Consider the following 22,875-nt stretch of genomic DNA (forward strand, 5'->3'; position numbering starts at 1 on the left):
TTAATTGGTTTGCTATCAAACATTTTTACAGAGTAATGGGTCAATGCTGCAAAGTTTCTTAAGATGAACAACGAGCTTTGCTATCTTTACTTTGAAGCGGTTGCATTTTCCAAAATGCTCGCCATTTCGCCGGCCTTTGTGGCCAGATCGGGGCGATTTTGTCGCTCCCACCAGCTATTGTAGATATTCATTTCGGCACGCGCTTCGGGAATGATGGCTAATATTTCTGCGGCCTGATCAAATTGACCAAGCCAAACGTAACTATATCCCAGCGTTTTGACAATCCCCCGATAGTTTGGCGCTTGCTCGTGAGCTTGCTCTAAATGGGCAACGGCCGTTTCAAAATCTCGTTCTACCAGCGCAATTAAACCTAAACGGTGGTGTGCCGTACGATTTTGTGGATCAATGGCCAAAGCCCGTTCAAATTGGGCCGTGGCTGGCTCAAAACGTTCTAAATTCTCGCCAGCATCCCACTGATTTGTGGGCCAACCAACCAGCTCTGCCCGTGCCAGCTCTAATGCGCCCAGGTTGGCATACCATTGCGCCTGCACCGTTTGCCGGAAGCCAAAGAAGAGACCGACAAGGAAAACGGCCGTTGCCCCCAACCCCCATGCCCAACGCTGCCGGCGCACCCCATTCGTTGGGGCTTTGTCAGAACGACGCCGGGTAACCACGATGGCCATTGCTGGGGCAAAAAACAGCAGCGGCGAGGCCAAATTACCGTAAAGCGCATCATCAATCAGCCCATGCAGTGCCATCGCCACCAGGCTAACAAACGTCGCCCACTGAAACCAGACCATTTCACTCGCCTGCACTTCTTGCCTGCGCCGCCGTTTGCGCCTGTGGGGAACGGCCGTTGCTAAAATAGTTTCGGCCGTCGGCTCTTTTTTGGCGATGGGTTGCCGCCAGGCAGACCGTTTGAACAACAGCCAAAAACCGCCCCCCAACAGCATCACCATCGCCACTAAAGCCAAAAAGCCTTGTTCCAACCAAATATCAAAATACAAGTTGCTGTAAGCCGCAAAAAATGAAGGTGTTACCTGGGCATACTGAGCATACAAAGCTGGGAAACTGCCCAAGCCGCCCCCAGTGAGTGCAAAATCCTGAATTAAGAAGTAAGTTTGCTGAGCCAAACCGAGCCGGGTGCTGGAATCCTCCTGACCCAGCCCAGAACCCAAAATCAAACGAAAAATGACAAGGCCGACTAAAAACAAAAGGCTCATCAGCACAGCAAAAATAATCTTTTGAGAAAATGGCGTTCTTTTTTGTAGCTGACCGCTGCCCCACCATAGCCCCCAAATGCTTAATCCAACTGCCAAAGCCAACCAAGCGCCCAGTGAACTGGTGAAAATAAGACCGCCAGCGGTAACTACCCCAGAAACGGCCGCTAACTGTAACCAGCGAATTTGCCGTTTGTGCCAGGCAAAAAGGGCAAAGGCCACTGTAAAAGGAAACAGCAGGGCCATCATACCGGCCAGGGTGTTGGGGTGCAGCACAGGGAGAGGAAAAGACGGCCGTAACGACATCCAAGCCATGCCAATGCGGTTAAAAATGCCAATATCGGCGGGCCACTGTCGCCAATTGTTGCTCATTACAAAGTAGATGGCCAGCAGCGCCCCTACCGGGCCAGACGCCCCAGCCAACAGCCACACATCTCGCCGGGAAACAGACACAATGGCCAAAAAGACAGCCATTGCTCCAACCAAAATCCAGAACTTGCCAGCGGCCACTTCGCTGCTGTAGGCGGTAAAGGTGCTGAATACGGCCGTTACCCCAAAAAGAAAAAGCCAGCCATCAAAACGGGATTGGCGATATGGGAAACGACCTGCCGCAATACGCAATCCCCACGGCACCAAAATAGCGACAATTAACGGCCAACCAATTCGCCCAGAAGAAAAATACCACAGCGAAGCTGTTGCCAAAGCCAAACCGGTGTTGAATACCGGAAACCAACGATCATTTGCTAATTCAGTCACGGTACTTCTATTTTCGTCCGTCGCTCAAATCAGATCGAATGAGCCATGTTTATGCACAAACAGCCAAAGCAAGCAAATTTGCCGCCCAGAAACCGTTTCTACAGATGGAAATGGAAATATTACAAATTGGGAAAACCCAGCGGCCAAGCGTTCTGGCGGGGGTGCGAGCATCCTCAGCCGCTGGGGATATTACTTAATCGCGGTTGGCCTGCCAACTCAGGGTTTGCCAACCAACACTCAAAGCAGATTTGACCGTTGAGATGTCTGAAGCAACCATCTTGAGATAAGTCATGATTGGCCCTGGGCGGAGCGCCCACTCACGGAAGGCCCGCCGCTGCCAGTAAAGCAGCCGTTCGGCTGGTAGACCTTCATAATCCAACACCGTGCCCTTGTCCATATCCACCTGCTCCCAGCGCGTTCCAGGACGGAACCAGCCATTTTTCACCACTTCAAAGAAGAATGGTGTACCAGGATAGGGTGCTGCCACATGGAAAAGAGCAATGTCTAACGGTAATCCTTTAGAGAAATCTATGGTTTCCCGAATCGTTTCTTCGGTTTCACCCGGCAAACCAATGATAAAGTAACCCCAGTTTTTGATGCCAGCATTGCGAGCCCATTGCAGGGAGCGTGCGGCTTTGTCTGGGTAAGCACCTTTGCGAGCATGGCGCAAAATTTGCTCACTGCCACTTTCAATACCCCAAGAGATCAACCAGTTGCCTGCTTTGCCCATCATCGTGAGCATCTCTTCATCTACATAATCCACACGGCTGTTGCAGGTCCATTTGATGTTAATCTTCTCATCAATCATGCGCTGGCACAAATCCATCACCTGTTCACGATTGACAGTGAAGAGATCGGCGTACATATGAATGTTGTTGAGACCCATATTCTTGAGCTTCCACAACTCTTCCATAATGTTCTCGGCCGAGCGCAGCCGCACAGAGAATTGGTAGCTTACATGCTTAATGCAGTAGGTACAACCTGCGGGGCAGCCACGGCTAGTAACAATGAATGTGAACGGCCCCTTGATCAAGGGCATCCGGTAATCTTGCCAGGGCAACAGCTCGTGCATGGGCAGGGGCATGTCATCCAGGTTGGGGATAAACGGCCGCGTCATGTTCACGATAATTTCTTCGCCATCACGCCAAACCAGCCCCTTGATCTTTTCCATGATGACATTGCCATCGTCATCAAGGGCAGGTTCGTACATTGGGTCGTGATCATCAAAAATCTTTTGGATATTGTCTGGCCGCTGGTCTACTTTGCCTTCCAGCACGTCCAGCAAATCACGGATCGTCAAATCCGGCTCACCCAGCAAAATATAGTCTAATGCTGGATACGGCCGCATCGTCTCGCGCGGAATTGGGGTGACATGGGTGCCAAAAGCAATCGTTTGGGCACCGCGCGCTTTGGCCAAAAAGCAGCCATACATATCATTTTCCAGTGTAGGGGCTGTTACCTGGGTCAGATAATATTTAGGCTTGAGCTCATCCAGCTTTTTTGCAAACGCCGGCCAACTCATCCGCTCTGCATTGGCATCAATAACCGCCACAGAATGCTCTGGGTGCAGCATGGCCGACATCTGAGCCAGCGAAACCTGGGGCCAAACCATATTTTCGCGCGTGCGGCGACCTACGCGATGCTGCGTACGAATCCACAAGCCACCATCAGGCGTAGGTGGATTTACCAAAACAATATCAACGGCATTGGGGCCACGCGCTTCTTCCAACAAACCCTGGTGCACAATTTCATCTGCATCAGGAAAGTTAGCCATGCGTAACTTGGGTACGCGACGTGTCCCTAAATTTTCACGGAGGGGATCCTTTTTACGATTCTTCTTTTTCTTTTTTACATCTACATCTTCGAGCTTAACTTGACTCATTGCAAATCTCCTGGCTATGCCCGTAATCTTTTCTGAGGAAATAAAAGAAGTTCAACTTTTTGTTTAGCACTTTCCTCTGGTTATTACAAAAGTTGAACTTCTAAAAACTATTTATCCGTAACCTTGTAAATCTCGTTTTGCTAAAATCTCACGCTGGCTTAACTCTTCCAGAACCCGTAACAACACCCAATAAATAATCAGTTGAATGCCCACTAGCGTAGACATGGCGCTGCCTAACAGGTAGAGCCATACGCGCTGAATTGGCCAATTTTGGCTAATTGCTAAAGAAAGGCTGCCTGCACCTAAGGCAATGCCCAATACCGCAGCCAAAATGCCTATCCAGCCAAACTGGTGGTTAATGGGCGTTTTGAAGATTGGCTTGCGGAATAAACCCTGGCGGATTGGCTGCTTATGAAAAATGGAAACCATATAATTGAAGGTAACACCCAGTGCAAAGATGCTGATACCAGCTACAGAGGTAATGAGGGCGGTAAATACGGCCGTAACCCCCCAAGCACCCAAGCTCGTCGTGTCACCAATGCGCGCGACAACCAAGCCAATCATGACCAGTGCAGCAATAATAACGCTAGCCAGCCCCACCAAGCCCAAAATACGAACCGGATTATAGGTCATGGCTGTCCAAATCATAGATTCAAGGAAAAGACGGCCGTCATGCACCACACTCAATTTTGACCGACCTAGCCGTTCGCTGTAAGGAATCGGGATTTCGGTCATTTTGATCTGTTCATGTAGGGCACGGGTACTCATTACTGGAGTCAGATTCAAGCCATCCGGCAGCGGATAAATCTTCTCTAAAACTTCTTTCTTAAAAACACGCATCCCGCTGGCACTGTCTGTAATGCGCTGACGACCCAAAATACTAAGCAGGTTGGCAAAGAAAAAGTTGCCCACTCGCCGCGTGAGCGGCATTTGGCTGTCGGCACCCGCCATGCGAGACCCAACCACAATTTCTGAGCCATCCATCGCTTCGACACATAATTTGGGGAAATATTCCGGGGGGTATGTGCCATCGGCATCCAGAAAGCCAATTAGTTCGCCTTTGGCTTGGCTAAAGCCAGTTTTCAGTGCGCCGCCGTACCCTTTATTCTGCGGATGCTTTATTAAGGTAACGCCATCTATGCTGCTGGCAATTTCAACTGTTTTGTCTCTAGAGCCATCGTCAACAACAAGCAGTTCCAAACCATCTACCCCCACTTCACGTAGGGAATCACGCACTGCCAATACGCGATGCGCGATTTCGGCAATGCCATCTTCTTCATTATAGGCAGGTATTACAACGGAAAGTGTGGTCATAATCTAGTTACACCAATTCATTTTTACGTATGCTCAATAAAATTTTGTATACGCAAAACTATAAGCAGGTTTTCTTAAGCTCAACCTGTAGACTTCTGGAAAATCTTAAAAATGGATGGTTTTTTCCTGGGCAGTGGTCTGCCCATCTATTGTTTTAATGACTCTGGCGGGTACACCGGCAACCACCGAATGCGGCGGCACATCTTTAGTAACAACGGCACCCGCCGCAACCACAGAGCCTTTGCCTACGCGAACGCCATCGGTGATGACAGCGCCAGCGCCTAGCCAGCAATCATCTTCTATGACAATGCCTTCTGCGGTGATGCCTTGCTGGATAAACGGCCGTTTCGGATCATCAAAAATATGGTTTACAGCAATAATTTGGGTGAACGGCGAGGTAAACACACGGTCTCCCACCGTTACGCCACCTTGCCCCCGAATGATGCTGTACTCCCCAATCAGGCTATCACGTCCGATTTTGATGCCAGCGTTCGGCAAATCACGAAAGTTGTACACGTGCAGCACCGCACCGTGCATCACAATCGAATCTTCACCAATTTCAATACCTGCCGGGCAGGCATGCAAGTAGCTGCCCTGGTCCAGATAAGCACCATTTTTCAGAGTGATATGGTTGGCAAAACGGAGCCGTACATTATTTTCAATGGCGGCCATACCGTCCATGTTGAGAATGAGCCGATAAATAAACCCGCGCAAGCCAATACCCACCAGCGTTGGCACCCAGCCCACGAGTAAAAAGAGCAGTTGCTCTAAAATATATCGCCCTAGCCCATCGGCCTGGCGACTAAGGTATAGTTGCAAACTTCCAAGAATTTTTGACACGTTGGTCACTATCCGTTTGGTAATTAAACAATTGGGCAAAAACCAGGTTAGCTCCGCCTCGGATGCTCCCATGTAAATCACAATAAGTATTTTGACGAAAAATGAGCCGCGAAATTGTGATTTACTCAGTAAAAGCGGGAGAAACGGCTTTGCTCATTTCAAATCACTATCCCGCTTTTACACGATAGTCACAATCAATCAATTTCAAAAACAACCGAGTGAACAATGTAGAAAACAGTGGGGTTGAAGTGCAGTACGTTATGACACCTGGTAATCTTCTAATGGGGCAAATTATGTGAGCAATTTCTTACGAAAGAGCTTACAGGTACTGTAGCCCCTACCTCCTATGAACTATGGCTCATCAACTCCAAAAACAGCGAGAATAATTAGGTATCTTGACAAATCCAGCCAGCGATATTAAAATTTGCCTCATCATTTTAATTTTTTTAAATATTTAGCAAAAGTAAAGCATTATGGAAACCAACCTCACCTTGTCCCAAGAATTTCTGGTTGATGATTTGGAAACGCTAAAGGTCATCGCTCACAATACACGACTAAACATATTGCAATCCCTTAAGCATCCTAAAACCGTAAAAGAGGTGGCCAAGTTTCTGCAACTTCCAGCTACCAAGCTGTATTACCATGTGAACCTGATGGAAAAGCATGGGCTTATTCAGGTTGTGGAAACAAATATCGTCTCTGGAATTTTAGAGAAGAAGTACCAAGTGGTGGCACACCACTACCGCATTGACAATAGCCTGTTAACGGAACAACCAGCTGCCAGCGCCGAGATGGAGCAGATGTTAACCACGATTTTTAACGTAACGGAAACGGAAATTCGGCGAACTGTACAAGATTCGGAGCAGAACCCATTTGCAGAGGGAGCAACTGGCATTTTGTATCGTGCCTCTTTGCGCTTAACGCCAGAACAACATGCTGAATTTTACGGCCGTCTCAAAACCATCCTGGACGAAATAACTGAACAAAGCAGCGGGGAAGCCAACAGTGAACAGCCAATTTACGGTCTCACCCTTGCCTATTACCCAATTCAACCACCCTCAGACGAGGAAGATGCTTAATGGAAATTCCGACACAACTCCAACAGTATACGTGGCGAGCCTTGCGTGAAGATGACGCCTTGCAGATTCAAGCAATGGTGAACGCTTCAGTGGAAGTTGACAAGGCTGAAGCAGGCATCACCCCAGAACGTGTGCAGCAATTGTTTGCCATGTTGGGGGATAATGTGGGGCGTGATACGTTAACAGCCGTAACCAACGACGGCACAATCGCTGCGCTTGCGTTGGTGCTTGCCCCACCCCAAGATGATGAGCATCTGGCGATGATTAGCGGGCTTGTACATCCAGCCTACCGCAATTTGGGCATTGGCAGCCACATTTTAGAATGGATGGAAACCCGTGCACGCCAAAAATTTAGCCAGCTTAATGACAGCAAGCCCCAGGTTTTACGCACAAGCTGCCAGGATTACATGGCAGACCGCATCGCTCTGTTTGAACAACATGATTTTGAGGCAGTGCGCTACAGCTACAAAATGCGCCGCGGCCTGGCAGTCCCCCTGCCCGAAAAGCCATTCCCCGACGGATTGCAAATCATCAACTGGACGCCAGAGTGGGATGACGACCTGCGGCAGACGTTCAATGAAGCGTTTAGCCAGCAGTGGGGCTTGCCAACCATGACAGAAGAGCTGTGGCAGCAATTTTTTGTGGGCATGCCGCAATTTCGCAGCGACCTCACCTACCTGGCTATGGATGGGGATACTATCGTTGGTTTTTGCCTAAATTGGGTGGATGAGCCCAAAAATAAGCAGAGTGGCATCGGTGAAGGCTGGATTGAGGCTGTGGGGACGCTACCTGCCTGGCGCGGGCAAGGGTTGGCATCGGCATTGTTGGTGCATTCCATGAAGGCTTTTGTGACAGAAGGGCTTGACCACGCCGGGCTCGACGTGGATACGCAAAACCCCACAGGTGCCTTGCGTCTCTATGAAAACCTAGGCTTCGAAGCACTCAAGCGAACGGTGATTTTCAATAAAAGGCTCAACTCCACATGAAAACGAAAAGTGAATCACTTCTGGAATTAGCACGCCAGAATACGGCCGTTTTCCAACAAAATCCCCACATCAAAGCCATCCTGGTGACGGGGTCTGTGGCCAAAGGGTTGGCCGACGATAACTCTGATATTGACATCATTGTGTATTACGACACGCTGCCTAGCGAAGAAACGTTTGAAGCATACCGTCAAGCCGCGCTAGACTCCGGCGGCGGCTTTTACGGCGGCAATGCCCAAGACGGCTTTGCCCTTTTCCAATATATCGGCGGCATCCGCCACGACTTTGCTCATGGCAGGGTGAGCGAAACCGAAAATATGGTCGGCCAATTTCTGGCCGAACCCAGTTTGGAAGAAAACAATCTGTTCATTGCCCTCGATGGCATCCTGACGGGCTTGCCGCTAAAAGGGGCAGAAATTACGGACAGTTGGAAAACAAAGCTGGCCAACTACCCCCCTGAACTTAGCGACCTGCTGGTGAAGAAGCATCTCCGCTTTCGGCCGCATTGGGTGCTGCAAAAGATGGGCGTGGACCGAAATGAAGTTATTTTTCTGCAAGAAGAGTTGCTGAACGCCGTCCAAAATATCTTTGGCGTGCTGTGTGGATTAAACCAGATGTATCACCCTGGCAAAATCAAGGGGCTCAACTACACCGTTGCCCAAATGCAGCTTGCACCGTCCAACGTTGCCAACCGACTGCCTGCGCTGTTTGAGGTGGATATGCAAACGGCCGTAAGCAACCTCAAAACCCTCATTGAAGAAACAGTTAAACTGGTAGAAATCCACCTGCCCCACATTGACACCGCCCCCACCTGGAAACTATTCAACATGCAGCTACGCAAGTAGATCATTAGCCGCAGATTCCACGGGTTAGCCATAAAAATCCAACAAATCCGCGAAATCTGTGGCTAAAAATAGGAGAAATCATGAAACGAATTGAATCATTTTTATCGGCGCGGCTCTTTTTGGTGCCCCAACTTGTGGGCGACCGCATCTATTTTGTGAGTAATCTGAACGGCCGTAACAGCCTCTACGTGATGGATCGCGGCGGCAGCGTGCCCGAACCCCTGCTGCCCCCGGACATTGCCCTGCAAAATCCGCACTTGATGAACGGCCGTTCCTTCGTTGTCTTCCCCAAATTGGGCAAAATCCTCGTCATGCTAGACCAAGATGGCGACGAAAATTACCTTCCCATGATGATTCCGCTGGAAGGTGGCTACCCGGAACCACTTTTTGCCGACGCCTTCGCCAACCACCGCGTCGCCGCTGGAAGCCCTGATTTAGAGTGCAACAACCTCGTTTTCACGGCTCAATCCCGCACCGAATCGTTGTTTCGCTCTTACCTGGCAAACCTGGAAACGGGCGAGCTAATTAAACTCAATGAAAGCAAGTTTGGTGGCACACCCGATGGCAGCAACGAAGACAAAACCAAATTCATTTTGGGCGAAGGGTACGGCGCAGGCGACAGTGTGCTATTCCGCTACAACCTGGGGGATGAGGCACCAACGCCCCTGCTCGGCACACCAATGATGGCCCGCGATCCGCAAAATCCGCCCAGAACATACAACGTGGGCGGCAGCCAATTCATTCGCAATGAAACGGGGCTACTGTTGGGCACATCAGAATTTGAAGACACCTACGGCCTTGCCTACCTCGATCTTGACAATCCAGACGGCCTGAAGCAAGTGCCTATTCACGGCCTTCAGCACGAAGGCGTCGGTGAACTGGAAGAAGGTCGCCACCTGGTTGGCAACAAATATCTCATCATTTACAACATTGACGGCAGCTCCTGGGCATATGAGGCCGAACTGGATGAAGAGAACCTGACCATGCAGCTCACCCATTTGCTGTGCGGCAAAGGGGAGTTATCTGGCGGGGTTTTAGAAGCAATTCGGTACAACAAGGTGCAGGATGAGTACGTGCTGTCGTTTTCTACGGCCGTTTCCCCCACCCAAATCTACACAATCAGCGGCGCAAACCGGGACAACTGCCAGCAGCACACTCGTGAGCGCATTTTGGGCTTGCCCCAAGAATGGCTCTCTCCTGGCGAAGATTACCCCTTCACCAGCTACGACGGCTTACGCATCTCGGCTCGTTTGTACATGCCTGCCCCGGAACTCGGCTACGAAGGCGCCCGCCCCCTAGCCTATTACATTCACGGCGGCCCGCAAGGCCAGGAACGGCCAGATTTTGCCTGGTTCTCGATGCCGTTTATTCAATTCCTCACGCTCAACGGCTTTGCTGTGTTTGTGCCCAACGTGCGCGGCAGCACCGGCTACGGCTTCAACTACATGAACCACGTGGTGCGCGACTGGGGCGGTAAGGATCGGCTAGACCATGTTCATGCGATGACAGAGGTTCTGCCCAAAGATGGGCGCATTGACACCAGCCGCGCGGGCGTTGTGGGTCGTTCCTACGGCGGCTACATGACCCTCACCCTGGCTGCACGTCATCCCGAACTGTGGTCAGCGGCAATTGATATGTTTGGCCCCTACGACCTGCTCACCTTTGCTAGCCGCGTGCCAGAAACGTGGAAACCGTTCATCAAAATGCTGGTTGGCGACCCAGAAACTGAGCAAGATTTCATGCGTGAGCGTTCGCCGCGCACCTACATTGAGCAAGTCACGGCTCCAATGCTGGTAGTGCAGGGCAAAAACGACCCGCGCGTCATCGAGCAGGAGTCGCGCGAGCTGGTAGAACATCTGCAAGGAATCGGCAAAGAGGTAGAGTACCTCATGTTCCCAGATGAGGGTCACGACGTGCTGAAATATGAAAATCGGGTCAAGGTCTACACCACCATGACCGACTTTTTTGTGAAGCATTTACGGCCGTAAACATGAAAGAAGCAAAGCAAAAATGGCAGCAGGGGCACTTTGCAGATGCTGCTGCCATTTACCAGCGTCTGGTTCAACAAAATCCACTTCTGGTTGAAGGCTTCACCCATTTGGGCAAGTTGGCGTTGTGGCAAAACCAATTCGCTGAAGCAGAACAATGGTTACAGCAAGCTACCAGCCTTGAACCGGAAGCGATGGAACCCAAGAAATTATTAGCGGAGCTGTATTATCGGCAAGATCAGTTTGCCAAGGCGGCTCCCTATTTTCGGGAGATTGGGCGGGAGGCTCAAGCAAATAAGCTGGCGAGTTTTGGGGCAGAACGGCCGTATCGCGTCGCAGGTTCAACCGACACCATTCAACTTCCTTTCCTGCAAACCGACCCGCTGCCGCTTTTAACCGCCCAGCTTAACGGCCAACCAGCCAATCTGCTGCTAGACACCGGCGCTTCGGAACTGATTATTGATCCGGCAATGGCCAAGCAGGTTGACGTCACCAAATTTGGCGCGGAAGGGGCGACCTTTGCTGGCGGCAAACAGGCAAATTACGAACACGGCCGTCTCGACAGTATAACATTGGGTGACTGGACGATTCACAATGTGCCCGTGCATTTGCTGGATATGGCGCGGTTTACGGCCGTTACGGGTGGTGTTCCCGTGCATGGCATCATCGGCACGGTGCTGTTTTACCACTTTCTGGCCACCATAGCGTATCCGCAAAATCAGTTGATTTTGAGACGACCGTCTGCCCAAGTGGATACAACCGACACCATTCGCGTCCCATTTTGGCTCGTCGGCGATCATTTGATGGTCGCTTGGGGAACCGTGAACCAAAGTGACCCGATGCTGATGCTAGTTGATACTGGTTTGGCTGGCGGCGGCTTTCTTTGCCCACAATCCACGCTGGAAGCTGGAAAGATTCAGTTACCGCAGAATGAATCTTTTACGGGTGAAGGAGGTGGCGGGCAGGTAACGGCCGTTCCCTTTAACGTCGAGCAGCTCACGTTAGGAGATGCCGCTGCCCAAAACGTGGTTGGCATCTACGGGCCATTTCCGCCGTCGCTGGAAGATGGTCTTGGGTTTCGCATGGGTGGCCTCATTTCCCACGGCTTCTTCCGCAACTTTGCTCTCACGTTCGACTTCAACACTATGAAACTTTATTTGGAAGAGGCCAGGTAAGCGAATTACATATCTGTACTTAGGCAAATCCGTATGCTAAAATGGAATAACAATTCGGTAGCAGAAGGAATTTGAGATGGCAATATTAAAGGATATGCAAGTTCAATACATCACCAATGAATCCGGCGAGCGGAGTAGTGTCATATTATCAATCGAAGATTTTGAGACCCTACTGGAAGATTTGGAAGACCTAGCTGTTGTTGCCGAACGCAAGGGTGAACCCACCATTTCTCACGAGATTTTGAAACAAGAGCTGAAAAGTGATGGCCTCTTATCAGATTGAATGGAAAAGCTCCGCTCGCAAAGAGCTAAGAAAATTACCCAAAGACAAAGTTCAGAAAATTGTAGAGGCCGTAGATTCGTTGGCAACTAATCCACGCCCAACTGGTTGTCGTAAGTTGGTTGGCTCAGAACAAACTTGGCGCATTCGCGTTGGCTCCTACCGCGTCATCTACAATATTTTTTCCTCAATCCTTGTCATTGAAGTTGTTCGTGTCGCCCACAGAAAAAATGTGTACCGAAATAGGTAGCTTTTTAGTTCTGGTTAGTAAACAGCCATAACCATTACCAAAAAATACGGCCGTTGCTCCCATCAACCGTTACCACCATGCCTTCCTGTAAGCGAGACATCGCTTCGGGCACATTCACCACAGCAGGGACGCCATATTCACGTGCCACAATTGCGCCGTGCGAAAGCTGTCCTCCGTAAACCATCACCAACCCAGCCACCAACGGAAATACAGGCGTCCAACCCGGATCAGTCGCCAGCGTCACCAAAATATCCCCCGGTTTTAATTGCCCGGCCTGCTCCGGGTGGCGAATGATTCGCACACGACCAGTCGCCACACCACCGCTGGCTGGCACACCCGACAAATCATTGCCCCCTGATTGTTTGGGTGGCGGCAAAGGCCGACAATCTGCATCCAAAGCCTCTGGGATGGGATAGGAACACCAAAATTCATACGCCTCTTGGCGAGCGGCCGTTTGCTGTCGTACCGTATTTTTCATACTGGCCGTTGCTTCGCCTTCACACACAGCCCGAATTTCCGCATGGGTCAAAAAGAAAATATCCTCGGCTGCATTCAAAACCCCTTGCTGTACCAAGCGAGAACCCAAGGCGACAAAAAGCTGGCGGCGCGGCAGTTCCAATTTCGCCATAAAGTGGCGGCTGTTGTCTCTGCGGCGCATATGTGCCTGAGCCTGGTGCAAAATCCAGCGGAAAATTGCAAGACGAATTAGTCCCAGCCGCTGTGCTATCTCTTGCTGTGCTGCTACAGAAGGTGACGAAGTTGGTTCGCTCTCTTCATTAGGCACTTTGTGTAAATAGCCCGCAACCAGCGCCAAAACCTGCTCTGGTGCTTCTACCCAGCGTGGGAGCGAAATTTCTGGCTCTGCCGGACAACGATGCCCATGCTCGGTTAGGAATTGAGCCAAAGCCTCTTTGACAGGCGCAGCATCTGGCATGGTTTGCAGCTTCTCCCAAGCGCTCTCTGGCGAATTATTGAGCACCACGATCGCCAAATTAGCTTTTTGCAACGCTTGGGCAATTTGCTGTAAAGCTGGCCCCATCTCTGCTGCATAAACGCCGGATATGCCAGCTATCAGAGATTGCGCCAGTTGCGCATCCTTCCCCCACTGCTTTGCCAGCCAATCCAGGGGTGCAAACATTATGAAAGCCACTGTACTCACTTTGGTATGTCGTTGATACATTTGCACCCGTCGTGGCTCCCAAACGGTGCAAATCGTGTGCCATAGCTCGTCAGTATCCAAAGCGGAAAGGTCGCTCTGGCGGAAATCCTCAGCCCAGGCGTCAATTTGCTTGTACAACTCAGCCTCATCTTTTGGCAGCAGGTTCTCTTTGGGAGGCTTGGGGCGTTGCGCTTTGGCACCTTGCCACATCAGTTGGGGCAGTCGGTAAAGCAGACGCCACGGCTGAAACCCAGCTCTTGGTGGCAAATCTGGTCGGCGGCTACCCCAGGTGGCATCAATAAACGAGGTTGGCAATCCGATTTCTGCCGCAAATTGCCTTAGACCGCCTTCGTTGGCGAATATACGGCCGTAAATCCGCCGCGCCATCTGGATTTTTTCACCAGTTGGGAGCTGTACTTCGGCCTCATCACCAATCATTTGCAAACTAGACATCGTCAAAGGGCTTACCGGATGGGGCAGCACCTCACCAAAATTTGCCCGCGTCCATAAATCAAATGGTTGCCTCTGGATTTCTTCTTCTGGCTGCCAGTTGTCATCACCTGGCACATCAATTTCGGCTGGCGGTAACACGGTTGGCGTAGGTAACGTGGTGATGGCGCGACTTTGCAGAAGATATAGTCGCCCATCGGCAATTGCCCATTCAATATCTTGAGCAGAACCAAACAAGCTGGCTACCTTTTGCCCGGTTTGGGTAAGCTGCATAATGTGCTGTGGGCTGAGAACGGCCGTTTCCCCCTGAATTTGCGCCGTTTCCACCACGCCACTCTGCCGATTGACCACATAACGATCAGGCAGAGCATGGCCGCTCACCAAACTATCTCCAAGCCCAGCCACCGCTTCTACAACCATCGTGTCATCGTTTGAAACCAGCGGATTTTGGGTAAAAAACACGCCCGCGCAATCAGGCTGCACCATCTGCTGGATGAGCACGGCCATCCGAACCTGAGCCGAATTGATTTCCTGACGAGCGCGATAGGCAATTGCTCGGCTGCTCCAGACGCTTGCCCAACATTTTTTCACAGCGTCAAGAACGGCCGTTTCCCCTGCTACATTCAAATAACTTTCTTGCTGCCCCGCAAAACTCGCTTCTGCCCAATCTTCGGCGGTTGCAGAGGAGCGAACCGCTACCAATCCACCACCCAAGTTCTGGTAAGCTAAGACGATCTCCTCAGCAAGCTGCTTGGGCAGTTCTGCCCGCAAAAATTGAGTGAGGATGTCGTCATCCTCCCCAGTGGCATTTCCTAACCGGGACTGAATCTCAGTAGTCAACCCATTGGCGGTGACAAAAGCGTCGTAGGCTGTGGTGGTAATGACAAAACCTGCTGGCACAGTAAAACCAGCTAGCATGAGCTGGTTGAGGTTTGCCGCTTTGCCGCCGATGTGTGTGGGGGTGGAACGGCCGTTTTCCACGGGCAATATACAAATATTCATTCGACCTCTCCAGCAGGAGGTTGAGATACGGAATGCACCAACGTTTCAATAGCCCAAGTGGCATGTATAGCCGCTGCCTCCCAGGAAGTACCCAAATAATCGGTAAATGCTTTCATTACGGCGGAAGATGCTAAAACAAGCACGACATTTCTTAGCCGTTCTTGTTCAGCCGCTGGTAGATCAGTCGTAAACGGCCGTAGCATCTCTTCAATCATCTGCAAACGTTCTGGGCGCGTGGTGCGACGAAGATTAACGGCCGCTTCACTCATTGCTGCAGCTCTTAAAGTGTCATCCATTTGATCCGCTTTGGCATAGAACTGATTTAACGCTTCTAGATAAGTTGGGAAATCAGGCTGAGGATCAAGGGACGGGGCACCAATTTTTTGAGCCAGGTAGGCGGGCAAGGCAGCAACAAGAGCTTGTTTGGTTGGAAAATGGCGATAAATTGTTGGAATAGATACCCCAGATGCCTCAGCGACAGCCGGAATCGAAACATCCACCAAACCATCAGCCATGACTTTTACAAGCCCCTCTAATATGCGGTTGCGGGTTTGTTGTTTCTGCTGCTGACGCAGTTCGCTGTTGTAGGCACGTTTCTCATCTAAATTCATGATATGAATCGTATCATGAATTTACAAATTGTCAATTAGCGACTGAAATCGGTGTGCAAAAACAATCAATTGGGGATCAGCTTGACGCTAATGAAGGGGTTATTCTGGTTGGTAAACGGCCGTCTTCATATTCCCTACAAACTGCGGCAGCTCATCGTGATCTAGCTGTTGCCGCACGGCATGGGCTTCGCCGGTGTGGAACCAATAATGATATGTGTTCCGCAGCAGCATCGTGCCCACGCTTTCACGCGATTTTTTTTCGCCATCGCCCAAATGTTGGGTAAGTTGGTCGGTGGTGAGCGTGGCCAGGTAATCGTCGGCAACGGCCGTAATTGTTTGCCACGCCTCCATCATATCTGCTAATGGCGGGGTGCTAGCCGGACGGCCGTATCCTACCAATTCATACAGCTTCGGTTTTACAACCTTCCCCTGTGCAAAGTAAATCCAGTAAAACTGCTCCTGCACCGCCAAATGACCAATCATCCAGCTAATGCAGTTCATCGGCAGCAGGCGCTTACGCGCATCTTCGTCAGAAAGTCCTTCCAGGCAGCGCATAAATTCGCTGCGGGCAAAATGGAGTTGAGTAACCAAGGGATGTGTCATGCAATAGATGATAGACGAACGGCCGTTTCTCGCAACCATCAAATTCCCCAAACTATCCAGTTCAGGTAAAATCTAAGCAATTGCAAGACAAGGAGCTATAAATGGATTCTCACGCTTTTAAGTACCCGACCGCACACAAGGTTGACATTGTTGAGGATTTTCACGGCACGGCCGTTCCCGACCCGTACCGCTGGCTAGAGAATCCAGAAGACCCAAATACCGTCACCTGGGTAAATGCCCAAAATGAACTCACCCAAAGCATTATGGCCGAGCTGCCCGTTCATCAGCAGTTTCAAGACCGACTCACTGCTCTGTGGAACTTCCCCAAAAGCAGCGTTCTGCGCCGTAGAGGAAATTATTACTTCGTAGAAAAAAATGACGGCCTACAAAACCAGCCCACTCTGTACAAACAAACCAGCCTGGATGCCCCGCTGGAGCAGGTAATTGACCCTAACACGCTCAGCAATGATGGTACCATTGCCCTCATAAACCAAAGCTACAGCAAAGACGGCCGTTTCCTGGCCTACACCTTCTCTCAAAGCGGCTCCGACTGGCAAGCCATCCACATTCGTGACCTGGAAACAAACGAGGACAGCGCAGAGGTGCTGCACTGGGTCAAATTCACCAACGCCGCTTGGCTACCAGATGGCTCCGGCTTTTTCTACGCCCGCTACCCCAATCCAGACGAAATGCCCGACGCGCCGCCCAGCACCCACCAGCAAATTTTTTTCCACAAGCTAGGCACGCCGCAAAGTGCGGACCAAATCATCTTTGCCCGCCCCGATGCGCCCAATTTGGGCTTTCATCCAGAAATTACAGACGACGGCCGTTATCTCACCCTGCACGTTTGGGATGGCACCGACCGCCGCAACCGCTTCTACTATCGCCAGCTCGACAGCGAGGATTTCATCTATCTGGTAGACGAGATGGACGCAGCCTATCACTTTTTGGGCAACGATGGCGAAAATTTTTACTTTCAAACGGATAATGGGGCAGATAACGGCCGTATCATCGCCATCCACCTCAGCAACCCAGACCCCGCCAACTGGCAAACCCTCATCTCCGAAGGGGACGACGCTATCGCCTTTAGCCTGATGGTCAACAACCAATTTATCATTGCCACCTTGCACCACGGACAGCACAAGCTACACCGGTATGCGCTCGATGGTCAGCATCTTGGCGAGATCGAGCTCCCCGTCCCCGGCACCATTTTTGATCTGGCAGGCAAGCGCAAGCATATTGAACTGTTCATCCAGTTCCAATCCTTCATCTACCCGCCCACCATCCTGCACTACGACTTCACCACAGACAAACTAACAATTCTGGATCAGCCTCAGCTAGACTTTGATCCCGAAGCCTACAAAACAACACAGGTTTTCTACCCATCCAAAGATGGCACCAAAGTGCCGCTCTTCATCACCCATAAAAAGGGCATCGCGCTAGACGGGCAAAATCCGACGCTGCTCTATGGCTACGGCGGCTTTAACATTGCCATGACGCCCAACTTCTCACCCACTCGGCTGGCCTGGCTAGAGCGCGGCGGTGTGTATGCCCAAGCGTGCCTGCGCGGTGGCATGGAGTACGGCGAAGCGTGGCACCAGGCAGGCATGCTGCACAAGAAGCAAACTGTCTTTGACGATTTTATTGCCGCCGGAGAGTGGCTTATCGCTAATGACTACACGAATAATAGGCGATTGGCCATTGAAGGGCGCAGCAACGGTGGGCTGCTGGTAGCAGCCTGCATGGTGCAACGCCCTGATCTGTTTGGTGCCGTGCATTGCGGCGTGCCCGTGATTGATATGCTGCGCTACCACAAATTCAGCGCCGGGCGGTACTGGATTCCCGAATATGGCAATGCCGAAGAAAATCCAGAACATTTCAACTTCATGATGGCTTACTCGCCGCTGCACAACATCGAACCAAACCGCACCTACCCTCCTCTCATTATCACGACAGCGGACACGGATGACCGCGTGGTGCCGATGCACGCCAAAAAGTTTGCCGCTGCGCTGCAGGCTGTGGATAACGGCCGTAACCCCCTCCTCATTCGCATTGAAGTCCGCGCCGGGCACGGCCTGGGCAAGCCGACCACCAAACTCATCGAAGAAGCCAGCGACGTGTACAGTTTTTTGTGGACGATGCTAAACCGATAAACATTTGTAGGGGCAGGTCTGAGACCCCTACGTAGACCCTTTGCGCTTCCGTCCCAATTGAACCAGCAGCGCCCCAATAATTGCCACGACCAAACCAAGCACCTCACGGCCGTTTAACTGCTCCCCCAAAAACAACACTGCCAAAACCGGAATCTGCACCGCCATCGTGTTGTTGATAATGCTAGACTCCATCGCCGAGAGTGTACGCAGCGACACGTTCCACAAGGTAAAGGCAAAAGCGGTATTCACCACTGCCAGCCAGCCAATAATCGCCCAGCTTTGCCAGCTTAGGGCGGGCAACCCTTGCGTCGCTACGCCTACGATGAGCAATAGCCCTGAGCCAACGCCCATGCTGACGGTGGTGACGGTTAACGGCCGTAACTGCCCTACCCGGTTAACAGATCGCCCCAACACGGCCGCACCCGCATTAGCCAATACCCCAATTGCAGCAGCCACAAATCCTACCACCTGCCCTTGTGGAATTTGCACTGGGTAAAAATAGAGCAGCCCTCCACCCAACGCAACAAAAATGCCAAGCCATTGCCATAGAGACGGCCGTTCCCCCAACAGCCCCAGCCCCAACAGCGCCACCAACACAGAGGTGAACCCGAGCATCACATTCACAGTTACCGCTGGCAGGTACGCTAGCCCCACAAATTGTGCGCCTTGCGTGAGTGCGTAATAAATTAGCCCCAGGGCAATCAGACGTAGCCAGCCAGATTGATTTAGCTGCCGCAACTCGGTTGTCCCTTTGCTGCGCCAGAAGAAGGGCAAAAGGCACAAAAACGCCAAGCTATAGCGCAGCCCGGCGAAGGTGAGCGCGGGAATATCTACGAGCCCAATTTTGATGAGAACCCAGGAAGTTGACCAAAGAAAGGTGACGAAGAGGGCTTGGGAAACGGCCGTGAAGTGCGAGGAACGTCGCCAACCAATCGCACGAAACATAAAAACCTCCAAAGAATGCGTAAAAGCATAAGCGCAACGCTAGCTTGCGCCCATGCCAACCGCAATCCCCAAGGCTTTTATCCGTCTAGATGCTGCCGTATTTTTGATTAGCCACAGAAAAAAGGTTGCAATATCTCCAAAACCTCTGTGCTCTCTGTGGTTAAATTACGGTTTATGCGGCGCTTGGACCAGCCAGCTCGCTGCTGCGGAACCCTAGCCGCCAATATTGGTTGGGTAACTTAAATTATCGTAGGCATTGTACCCACTGAGGAAGAATGAGCCAATTTAAGCAGGAGGCGAGAGCGGCCAATCTTGGTTATAGGTGACAGTCACTTCTTTGTTTTGCCAGGGCATTACCCAGGCTTAAGTGACTGTCACCTCGAGTTAAATCACTTCCTACGAGACGATGGTTACGGCCGTTTCGCCACAACCGTTCCCATAATCAAATCATGAATACTTTGCTGCCGAGGCGTTTGCACCATCACTAACAAGTACAGCAGCAACACCGCATATCCCACCACAAAGCCAGGCCGGAAGGCTGGATTCGGGTCATTCATAAGTGGAATTGGCAGCATAAACGCCAGATGGAAAATTTCCCACGGCAACAGCTTCAACACGGTACGCCCCAAGAGTTGACGCCAGCTGGCTTTCCCTCCAGCGACAGATGTAACTTGTAATCCCATCAGCCACTTGCCCAGCGTTGCCTGCCAGCGAGAACGCTCGCTCAGCACAAAGTAAAGCCAGATGGGCACCGAAACCGTGAGCAGCACCCAACCATAAATAAGCCAGCCATTGTTCAGCGCAGCCAACATCTCAAAAGGAAAGCCGCCCGTCACCACCAGCAAGCCCCACTGAAATCCTTGCACCAACAACAACAAAAGCGCCATATCAATAAAATAGGCCACGATTCGCCGATAGATTGCCCGCGAATTTTGTTGAACCGGATTCGATAAAGAAAATTTCATCTGCTCACTCCTAACTATTCTTGTTCCAAAATTGCCTTTAGAGCGGCAGCGTGCTCTTGAAAACGCTGCCGTCCCAGAGGTGTTGCCTGCACAAATGTTTGCGGCTTTCGCGCGACGAACGTTTTTTGCACCTCCACGTAGTCGGCATCCTCCAGCTTGCGTAGATGCGCCCCCAGATTGCCATCAGACAAGTTCAACATATCGCGCAGGCCAGTAAAGCCTAGCTGTGCCTCACTGTCCAAAGCAACCAGGGCGGCCATGATTTGCAGCCGCACCGGTTGATGAATGATCCGGTCTAACTTACTCACGCTGCCTCCTCATGAGCAAGCGTAACCCTGCGGCAATCATGCTGCCGCCACCCGCCAGGCCCACAATCAGACCAAACTGTGCTGGCAGCAAAAGGTAAACCGCCACTGCTAACCCCGTACCTATTAAGCCAAGCAACATGAACAAGCGCACTTTTAGCAAGATGCCATTTACTACAACAGCAAATCCCAAGAACGAGATGGCGAGAACGGCCGTTTCCTGCCAACTCTCAGGCCGTGCCAACCACAGCCAAAGCACGCAAAAGCTAAAAAACACCGTATAAAATAAGCCCAGCTTCGGCCCCGTTTGTGTGTACTGCACCTGCTGCCCCAACCGCAACCCAACCGCTGCTGATAAACCTGCCCCCACGGAACAGAGCAGCAGCCATGCCCAAATGAGCCAGTCAGTCGGCGCAAATTGGCTCGTCAAAAAGCCAATTAGCCAGACCAACCCCCAAATAAGGAAAAGCCAGCCCGTTTCACTGCGCCCCACTACCTGCTGCGCTGCTTGCGCTTGCTCAATCAGTTTTAGCTGCGCTTCTGCTTCTCTCGAATCCATGATCTTTCCTTCTCGAAAACTCAGAGTACTCTATATTCCAGAGTACTCTATCAAAAACCTTGTCATTCGTCAAGACATCCCCTTGCCTTCACGTCGGCAAATGATTACAACTATGTTTGTTACTCAAATTTGCCCATTTATCATTAGGAGCAAAAATGAAAATTGGCCTTGTCTTCCCCCAAACCGAATTTGGCAACGATTCTGCTGCCCTGCGTGATTATGCTCAAACGGCCGAATCTCTTGGCTTCACCCATCTATTAGCCTATGACCATGTTGTTGGGGCCAATCCAGATCGACCCGGCGGCTGGCACGGCCCGTACACGCACCAATCTGCCTTCCACGAACCATTTGTACTGTTCAGCTATATGGCTGCATTAACTTCTTCGCTAGAATTCATTACAGGAATTCTTATTTTGCCCCAGCGGGGAACGGCCGTTGTCGCCAAGCAAGCAGCCAGTTTAGATGTGGTGAGCAACGGCCGTTTCCGTCTGGGCATTGGCGTGGGCTGGAACAAAGTAGAGATGGAAGCGCTGGGGTTTGACTTTCATACGAGAGGGCGACAGATAGAAGAGCAAATTGATGTACTCAGGCTACTGTTTACGCAAGAATTGGTTACATACAGTGGCAACTGGCATTATATTGATGATGCTGGGCTAAATCCGATGCCTGTTCAGCGCCCCATCCCCATCTGGCTTGGCGGCCACTCAGATGCCGTGCTGCGCCGCCTGGCACGCAAGGGGGATGGCTGGTTGCCAGGCTACCGCACTGCTGAAGCAGCACGGCCATCGCTGGACAAAATTGCGGAATATTTAGCTGAGTACGGCCGTTCTCCTCAAGAAATTGGCCTGGAACCCCGCCTGCATTACGGCGACGGCCCCGATGCGTGGCAAAGCAACCTGCAAGGCTGGCAAGCTGCTGGGGCAACGCATATTTCAGTCAATACAATGGGCGTTGGCTTCGACACGCCACAAAAGCATCTCCAAGCTATTGAAGCGTTTGCCAAGCAAATTGGACTATAGAATAGGACACAGATTTTCACAGCAATGTACAAATCTGTGTAATCTGCGACTAAATTCTTTTTTATGCTTCAATTTTTTTGGAAACGGCCGCTTCCCCCAAAACTTCACTAATATTCCGCGTCAGCTCATCCAACCCCGTGGGTTTAACTAGGTACCGATTGGCTCCCGCATTGAGCCCTTCCTGAATCGCTTCCTGGTGAGCCTTGCCACTGAGCATGATGATGGGCAGTTCGGCGGTTTCGGCCGTCTCCCGCAGCTTGCGGCATAGCGTCAGCCCATCCATGCGTGGCATCATCACATCCAAAATTAAAATATCAGGCCGGCATTCAGGGATTTTTTCCAGGGCGTCCAGCCCATCCTCTGCCATGAACGATTCGTAGCCCATCAATGTCAGCATCGTTGTCAAAAGCTGCCGAATTTCTAATTCATCGTCCACAACCAGGACTGAGCAATTCATCTTCTGTCTCTCCACATTTGTCAGGAAGACCCCAG

Annotated in this window: 21 protein-coding genes; 9 read left to right on the plus strand and 12 right to left on the minus strand. The window is 51.2% G+C overall.

Going from position 1 to position 22,875, the window contains the following annotated elements; translation table 11 throughout:
* Positions 1-86 precede the first annotated feature (86 nt).
* The 4 genes from ACOQPM_RS20925 to ACOQPM_RS20940 all read right to left on the minus strand — a co-directional run bounded on the left by ACOQPM_RS20925 (position 87) and on the right by ACOQPM_RS20940 (position 6,012).
* Positions 87-1,976: a tetratricopeptide repeat protein gene (locus ACOQPM_RS20925; RefSeq protein ID WP_420632199.1), complete on the minus strand. Its 1,890-nt coding sequence runs from the start codon at positions 1,974-1,976 to the stop codon at positions 87-89.
* Positions 1,977-2,169: 193 nt separating this feature from the next.
* Positions 2,170-3,858 carry a B12-binding domain-containing radical SAM protein gene (locus ACOQPM_RS20930; protein ID WP_420632200.1) on the minus strand — a complete coding sequence of 563 codons (1,689 nt, stop codon included), beginning with the start codon at positions 3,856-3,858 and terminating at the stop codon, positions 2,170-2,172.
* Between the two features lie 111 nt (positions 3,859-3,969).
* Complete coding sequence (locus ACOQPM_RS20935; RefSeq protein WP_420632201.1) at positions 3,970-5,172, minus strand: glycosyltransferase family 2 protein; 1,203 nt, start codon at positions 5,170-5,172, stop codon at positions 3,970-3,972.
* Positions 5,173-5,277: 105 nt separating this feature from the next.
* Entirely contained in the window at positions 5,278-6,012 is a 735-nt protein-coding gene (locus ACOQPM_RS20940) for an acyltransferase (protein WP_420632202.1), read from the minus strand.
* Between the two features lie 473 nt (positions 6,013-6,485).
* Between ACOQPM_RS20940 and ACOQPM_RS20945 the strand changes: the two genes are divergently transcribed.
* The 7 genes from ACOQPM_RS20945 to ACOQPM_RS20975 all read left to right on the plus strand — a co-directional run bounded on the left by ACOQPM_RS20945 (position 6,486) and on the right by ACOQPM_RS20975 (position 12,612).
* A complete protein-coding gene (locus ACOQPM_RS20945) occupies positions 6,486-7,091 on the plus strand; it encodes an ArsR/SmtB family transcription factor (RefSeq protein ID WP_420632203.1) in 606 nt (201 codons plus the stop codon).
* Entirely contained in the window at positions 7,091-8,077 is a 987-nt protein-coding gene (locus tag ACOQPM_RS20950) for a GNAT family N-acetyltransferase (protein ID WP_420632204.1), read from the plus strand. Before ACOQPM_RS20945 ends, ACOQPM_RS20950 begins: the two co-directional genes overlap by 1 nt.
* A complete protein-coding gene (locus ACOQPM_RS20955) occupies positions 8,074-8,919 on the plus strand; it encodes a nucleotidyltransferase domain-containing protein (RefSeq protein ID WP_420632205.1) in 846 nt (281 codons plus the stop codon). The genes ACOQPM_RS20950 and ACOQPM_RS20955 overlap by 4 nt, the downstream gene beginning before the upstream one ends.
* An 80-nt stretch (positions 8,920-8,999) precedes the next feature.
* Positions 9,000-10,907, plus strand: coding sequence for a S9 family peptidase (locus tag ACOQPM_RS20960; protein WP_420632206.1), 1,908 nt, complete (start codon positions 9,000-9,002; stop codon positions 10,905-10,907).
* A gap of 2 nt (positions 10,908-10,909) precedes the next feature.
* Entirely contained in the window at positions 10,910-12,082 is a 1,173-nt protein-coding gene (locus ACOQPM_RS20965) for an aspartyl protease family protein (protein ID WP_420632207.1), read from the plus strand.
* Positions 12,083-12,158: 76 nt separating this feature from the next.
* On the plus strand, positions 12,159-12,365 hold the full coding sequence (locus ACOQPM_RS20970; protein ID WP_420632208.1) for a hypothetical protein: 207 nt from the start codon (positions 12,159-12,161) through the stop codon (positions 12,363-12,365).
* Positions 12,346-12,612, plus strand: coding sequence for a type II toxin-antitoxin system RelE family toxin (locus ACOQPM_RS20975; protein ID WP_420632405.1), 267 nt, complete (start codon positions 12,346-12,348; stop codon positions 12,610-12,612). The genes ACOQPM_RS20970 and ACOQPM_RS20975 overlap by 20 nt, the downstream gene beginning before the upstream one ends.
* A gap of 34 nt (positions 12,613-12,646) precedes the next feature.
* On the opposite strand, the gene ACOQPM_RS20980 is transcribed toward ACOQPM_RS20975, so the two are convergent.
* From ACOQPM_RS20980 to ACOQPM_RS20990, 3 genes are all read right to left on the minus strand, one after another.
* Positions 12,647-15,223, minus strand: coding sequence for a PEP/pyruvate-binding domain-containing protein (locus tag ACOQPM_RS20980; RefSeq protein ID WP_420632209.1), 2,577 nt, complete (start codon positions 15,221-15,223; stop codon positions 12,647-12,649).
* Entirely contained in the window at positions 15,220-15,834 is a 615-nt protein-coding gene (locus ACOQPM_RS20985) for a TetR/AcrR family transcriptional regulator (RefSeq protein ID WP_420632210.1), read from the minus strand. The genes ACOQPM_RS20980 and ACOQPM_RS20985 overlap by 4 nt, the downstream gene beginning before the upstream one ends.
* 99 nt (positions 15,835-15,933) lie before the next feature.
* The gene (locus tag ACOQPM_RS20990; protein WP_420632211.1) at positions 15,934-16,476 is read right to left on the minus strand and encodes a DinB family protein; all 543 of its coding nucleotides are present in this window, start codon (positions 16,474-16,476) and stop codon (positions 15,934-15,936) included.
* 62 nt (positions 16,477-16,538) lie between these two features.
* On the opposite strand from ACOQPM_RS20990, the gene ACOQPM_RS20995 reads away from it, so the two are divergent.
* On the plus strand, positions 16,539-18,590 hold the full coding sequence (locus ACOQPM_RS20995; protein ID WP_420632212.1) for a prolyl oligopeptidase family serine peptidase: 2,052 nt from the start codon (positions 16,539-16,541) through the stop codon (positions 18,588-18,590).
* Positions 18,591-18,617: 27 nt separating this feature from the next.
* Here the strand turns inward: ACOQPM_RS20995 and ACOQPM_RS21000 are convergent, their stop codons facing one another.
* The 4 genes from ACOQPM_RS21000 to ACOQPM_RS21015 all read right to left on the minus strand — a co-directional run bounded on the left by ACOQPM_RS21000 (position 18,618) and on the right by ACOQPM_RS21015 (position 21,364).
* Positions 18,618-19,535 carry a DMT family transporter gene (locus tag ACOQPM_RS21000; RefSeq protein WP_420632213.1) on the minus strand — a complete coding sequence of 306 codons (918 nt, stop codon included), beginning with the start codon at positions 19,533-19,535 and terminating at the stop codon, positions 18,618-18,620.
* 410 nt (positions 19,536-19,945) lie between these two features.
* Entirely contained in the window at positions 19,946-20,500 is a 555-nt protein-coding gene (locus ACOQPM_RS21005) for an RDD family protein (protein WP_420632214.1), read from the minus strand.
* A gap of 14 nt (positions 20,501-20,514) precedes the next feature.
* Positions 20,515-20,808 (minus strand): winged helix-turn-helix domain-containing protein, encoded by a 294-nt coding sequence (locus tag ACOQPM_RS21010; protein ID WP_420632215.1) that lies wholly within the window; start codon positions 20,806-20,808, stop codon positions 20,515-20,517.
* Complete coding sequence (locus tag ACOQPM_RS21015) at positions 20,801-21,364, minus strand: hypothetical protein (RefSeq protein ID WP_420632216.1); 564 nt, start codon at positions 21,362-21,364, stop codon at positions 20,801-20,803. The genes ACOQPM_RS21010 and ACOQPM_RS21015 overlap by 8 nt, the downstream gene beginning before the upstream one ends.
* Before the next feature lie 155 nt (positions 21,365-21,519).
* Between ACOQPM_RS21015 and ACOQPM_RS21020 the strand changes: the two genes are divergently transcribed.
* Entirely contained in the window at positions 21,520-22,383 is an 864-nt protein-coding gene (locus ACOQPM_RS21020; protein ID WP_420632217.1) for an LLM class F420-dependent oxidoreductase, read from the plus strand.
* A 61-nt stretch (positions 22,384-22,444) separates the two neighbouring features.
* Here the strand turns inward: ACOQPM_RS21020 and ACOQPM_RS21025 are convergent, their stop codons facing one another.
* Positions 22,445-22,840, minus strand: coding sequence for a response regulator transcription factor (locus ACOQPM_RS21025; protein ID WP_420632218.1), 396 nt, complete (start codon positions 22,838-22,840; stop codon positions 22,445-22,447).
* Positions 22,841-22,875: the final 35 nt, after the last annotated feature.

Origin of the sequence: Candidatus Leptofilum sp. (genome assembly GCF_965223525.1) — a bacterium.
Taxonomy (GTDB): Bacteria; Chloroflexota; Anaerolineae; order Promineifilales; family Promineifilaceae; genus Leptofilum.

Excerpts from the sequence above, each read along its gene's own strand:
- ACOQPM_RS20930 (WP_420632200.1), bottom strand. The coding sequence starts at position 3,858 with ATGAGTCAAGTTAAGCTCGAAGATGTAGATGTAAAAAAGAAAAAGAAG.
- ACOQPM_RS20935 (WP_420632201.1), bottom strand. The coding sequence starts at position 5,172 with ATGACCACACTTTCCGTTGTAATACCTGCCTATAATGAAGAAGATGGC.
- ACOQPM_RS20945 (WP_420632203.1), top strand. The coding sequence starts at position 6,486 with ATGGAAACCAACCTCACCTTGTCCCAAGAATTTCTGGTTGATGATTTG.
- ACOQPM_RS20950 (WP_420632204.1), top strand. The coding sequence starts at position 7,091 with ATGGAAATTCCGACACAACTCCAACAGTATACGTGGCGAGCCTTGCGT.
- ACOQPM_RS20955 (WP_420632205.1), top strand. The coding sequence starts at position 8,074 with ATGAAAACGAAAAGTGAATCACTTCTGGAATTAGCACGCCAGAATACG.
- ACOQPM_RS20960 (WP_420632206.1), top strand. The coding sequence starts at position 9,000 with ATGAAACGAATTGAATCATTTTTATCGGCGCGGCTCTTTTTGGTGCCC.
- ACOQPM_RS20965 (WP_420632207.1), top strand. The coding sequence starts at position 10,910 with ATGAAAGAAGCAAAGCAAAAATGGCAGCAGGGGCACTTTGCAGATGCT.
- ACOQPM_RS20970 (WP_420632208.1), top strand. The coding sequence starts at position 12,159 with ATGGCAATATTAAAGGATATGCAAGTTCAATACATCACCAATGAATCC.
- ACOQPM_RS20975 (WP_420632405.1), top strand. The coding sequence starts at position 12,346 with ATGGCCTCTTATCAGATTGAATGGAAAAGCTCCGCTCGCAAAGAGCTA.
- ACOQPM_RS20980 (WP_420632209.1), bottom strand. The coding sequence starts at position 15,223 with ATGAATATTTGTATATTGCCCGTGGAAAACGGCCGTTCCACCCCCACA.
- ACOQPM_RS20985 (WP_420632210.1), bottom strand. The coding sequence starts at position 15,834 with ATGAATTTAGATGAGAAACGTGCCTACAACAGCGAACTGCGTCAGCAG.
- ACOQPM_RS20990 (WP_420632211.1), bottom strand. The coding sequence starts at position 16,476 with ATGGTTGCGAGAAACGGCCGTTCGTCTATCATCTATTGCATGACACAT.
- ACOQPM_RS20995 (WP_420632212.1), top strand. The coding sequence starts at position 16,539 with ATGGATTCTCACGCTTTTAAGTACCCGACCGCACACAAGGTTGACATT.
- ACOQPM_RS21000 (WP_420632213.1), bottom strand. The coding sequence starts at position 19,535 with ATGTTTCGTGCGATTGGTTGGCGACGTTCCTCGCACTTCACGGCCGTT.
- ACOQPM_RS21005 (WP_420632214.1), bottom strand. The coding sequence starts at position 20,500 with ATGAAATTTTCTTTATCGAATCCGGTTCAACAAAATTCGCGGGCAATC.
- ACOQPM_RS21015 (WP_420632216.1), bottom strand. The coding sequence starts at position 21,364 with ATGGATTCGAGAGAAGCAGAAGCGCAGCTAAAACTGATTGAGCAAGCG.
- ACOQPM_RS21020 (WP_420632217.1), top strand. The coding sequence starts at position 21,520 with ATGAAAATTGGCCTTGTCTTCCCCCAAACCGAATTTGGCAACGATTCT.
- ACOQPM_RS21025 (WP_420632218.1), bottom strand. The coding sequence starts at position 22,840 with ATGAATTGCTCAGTCCTGGTTGTGGACGATGAATTAGAAATTCGGCAG.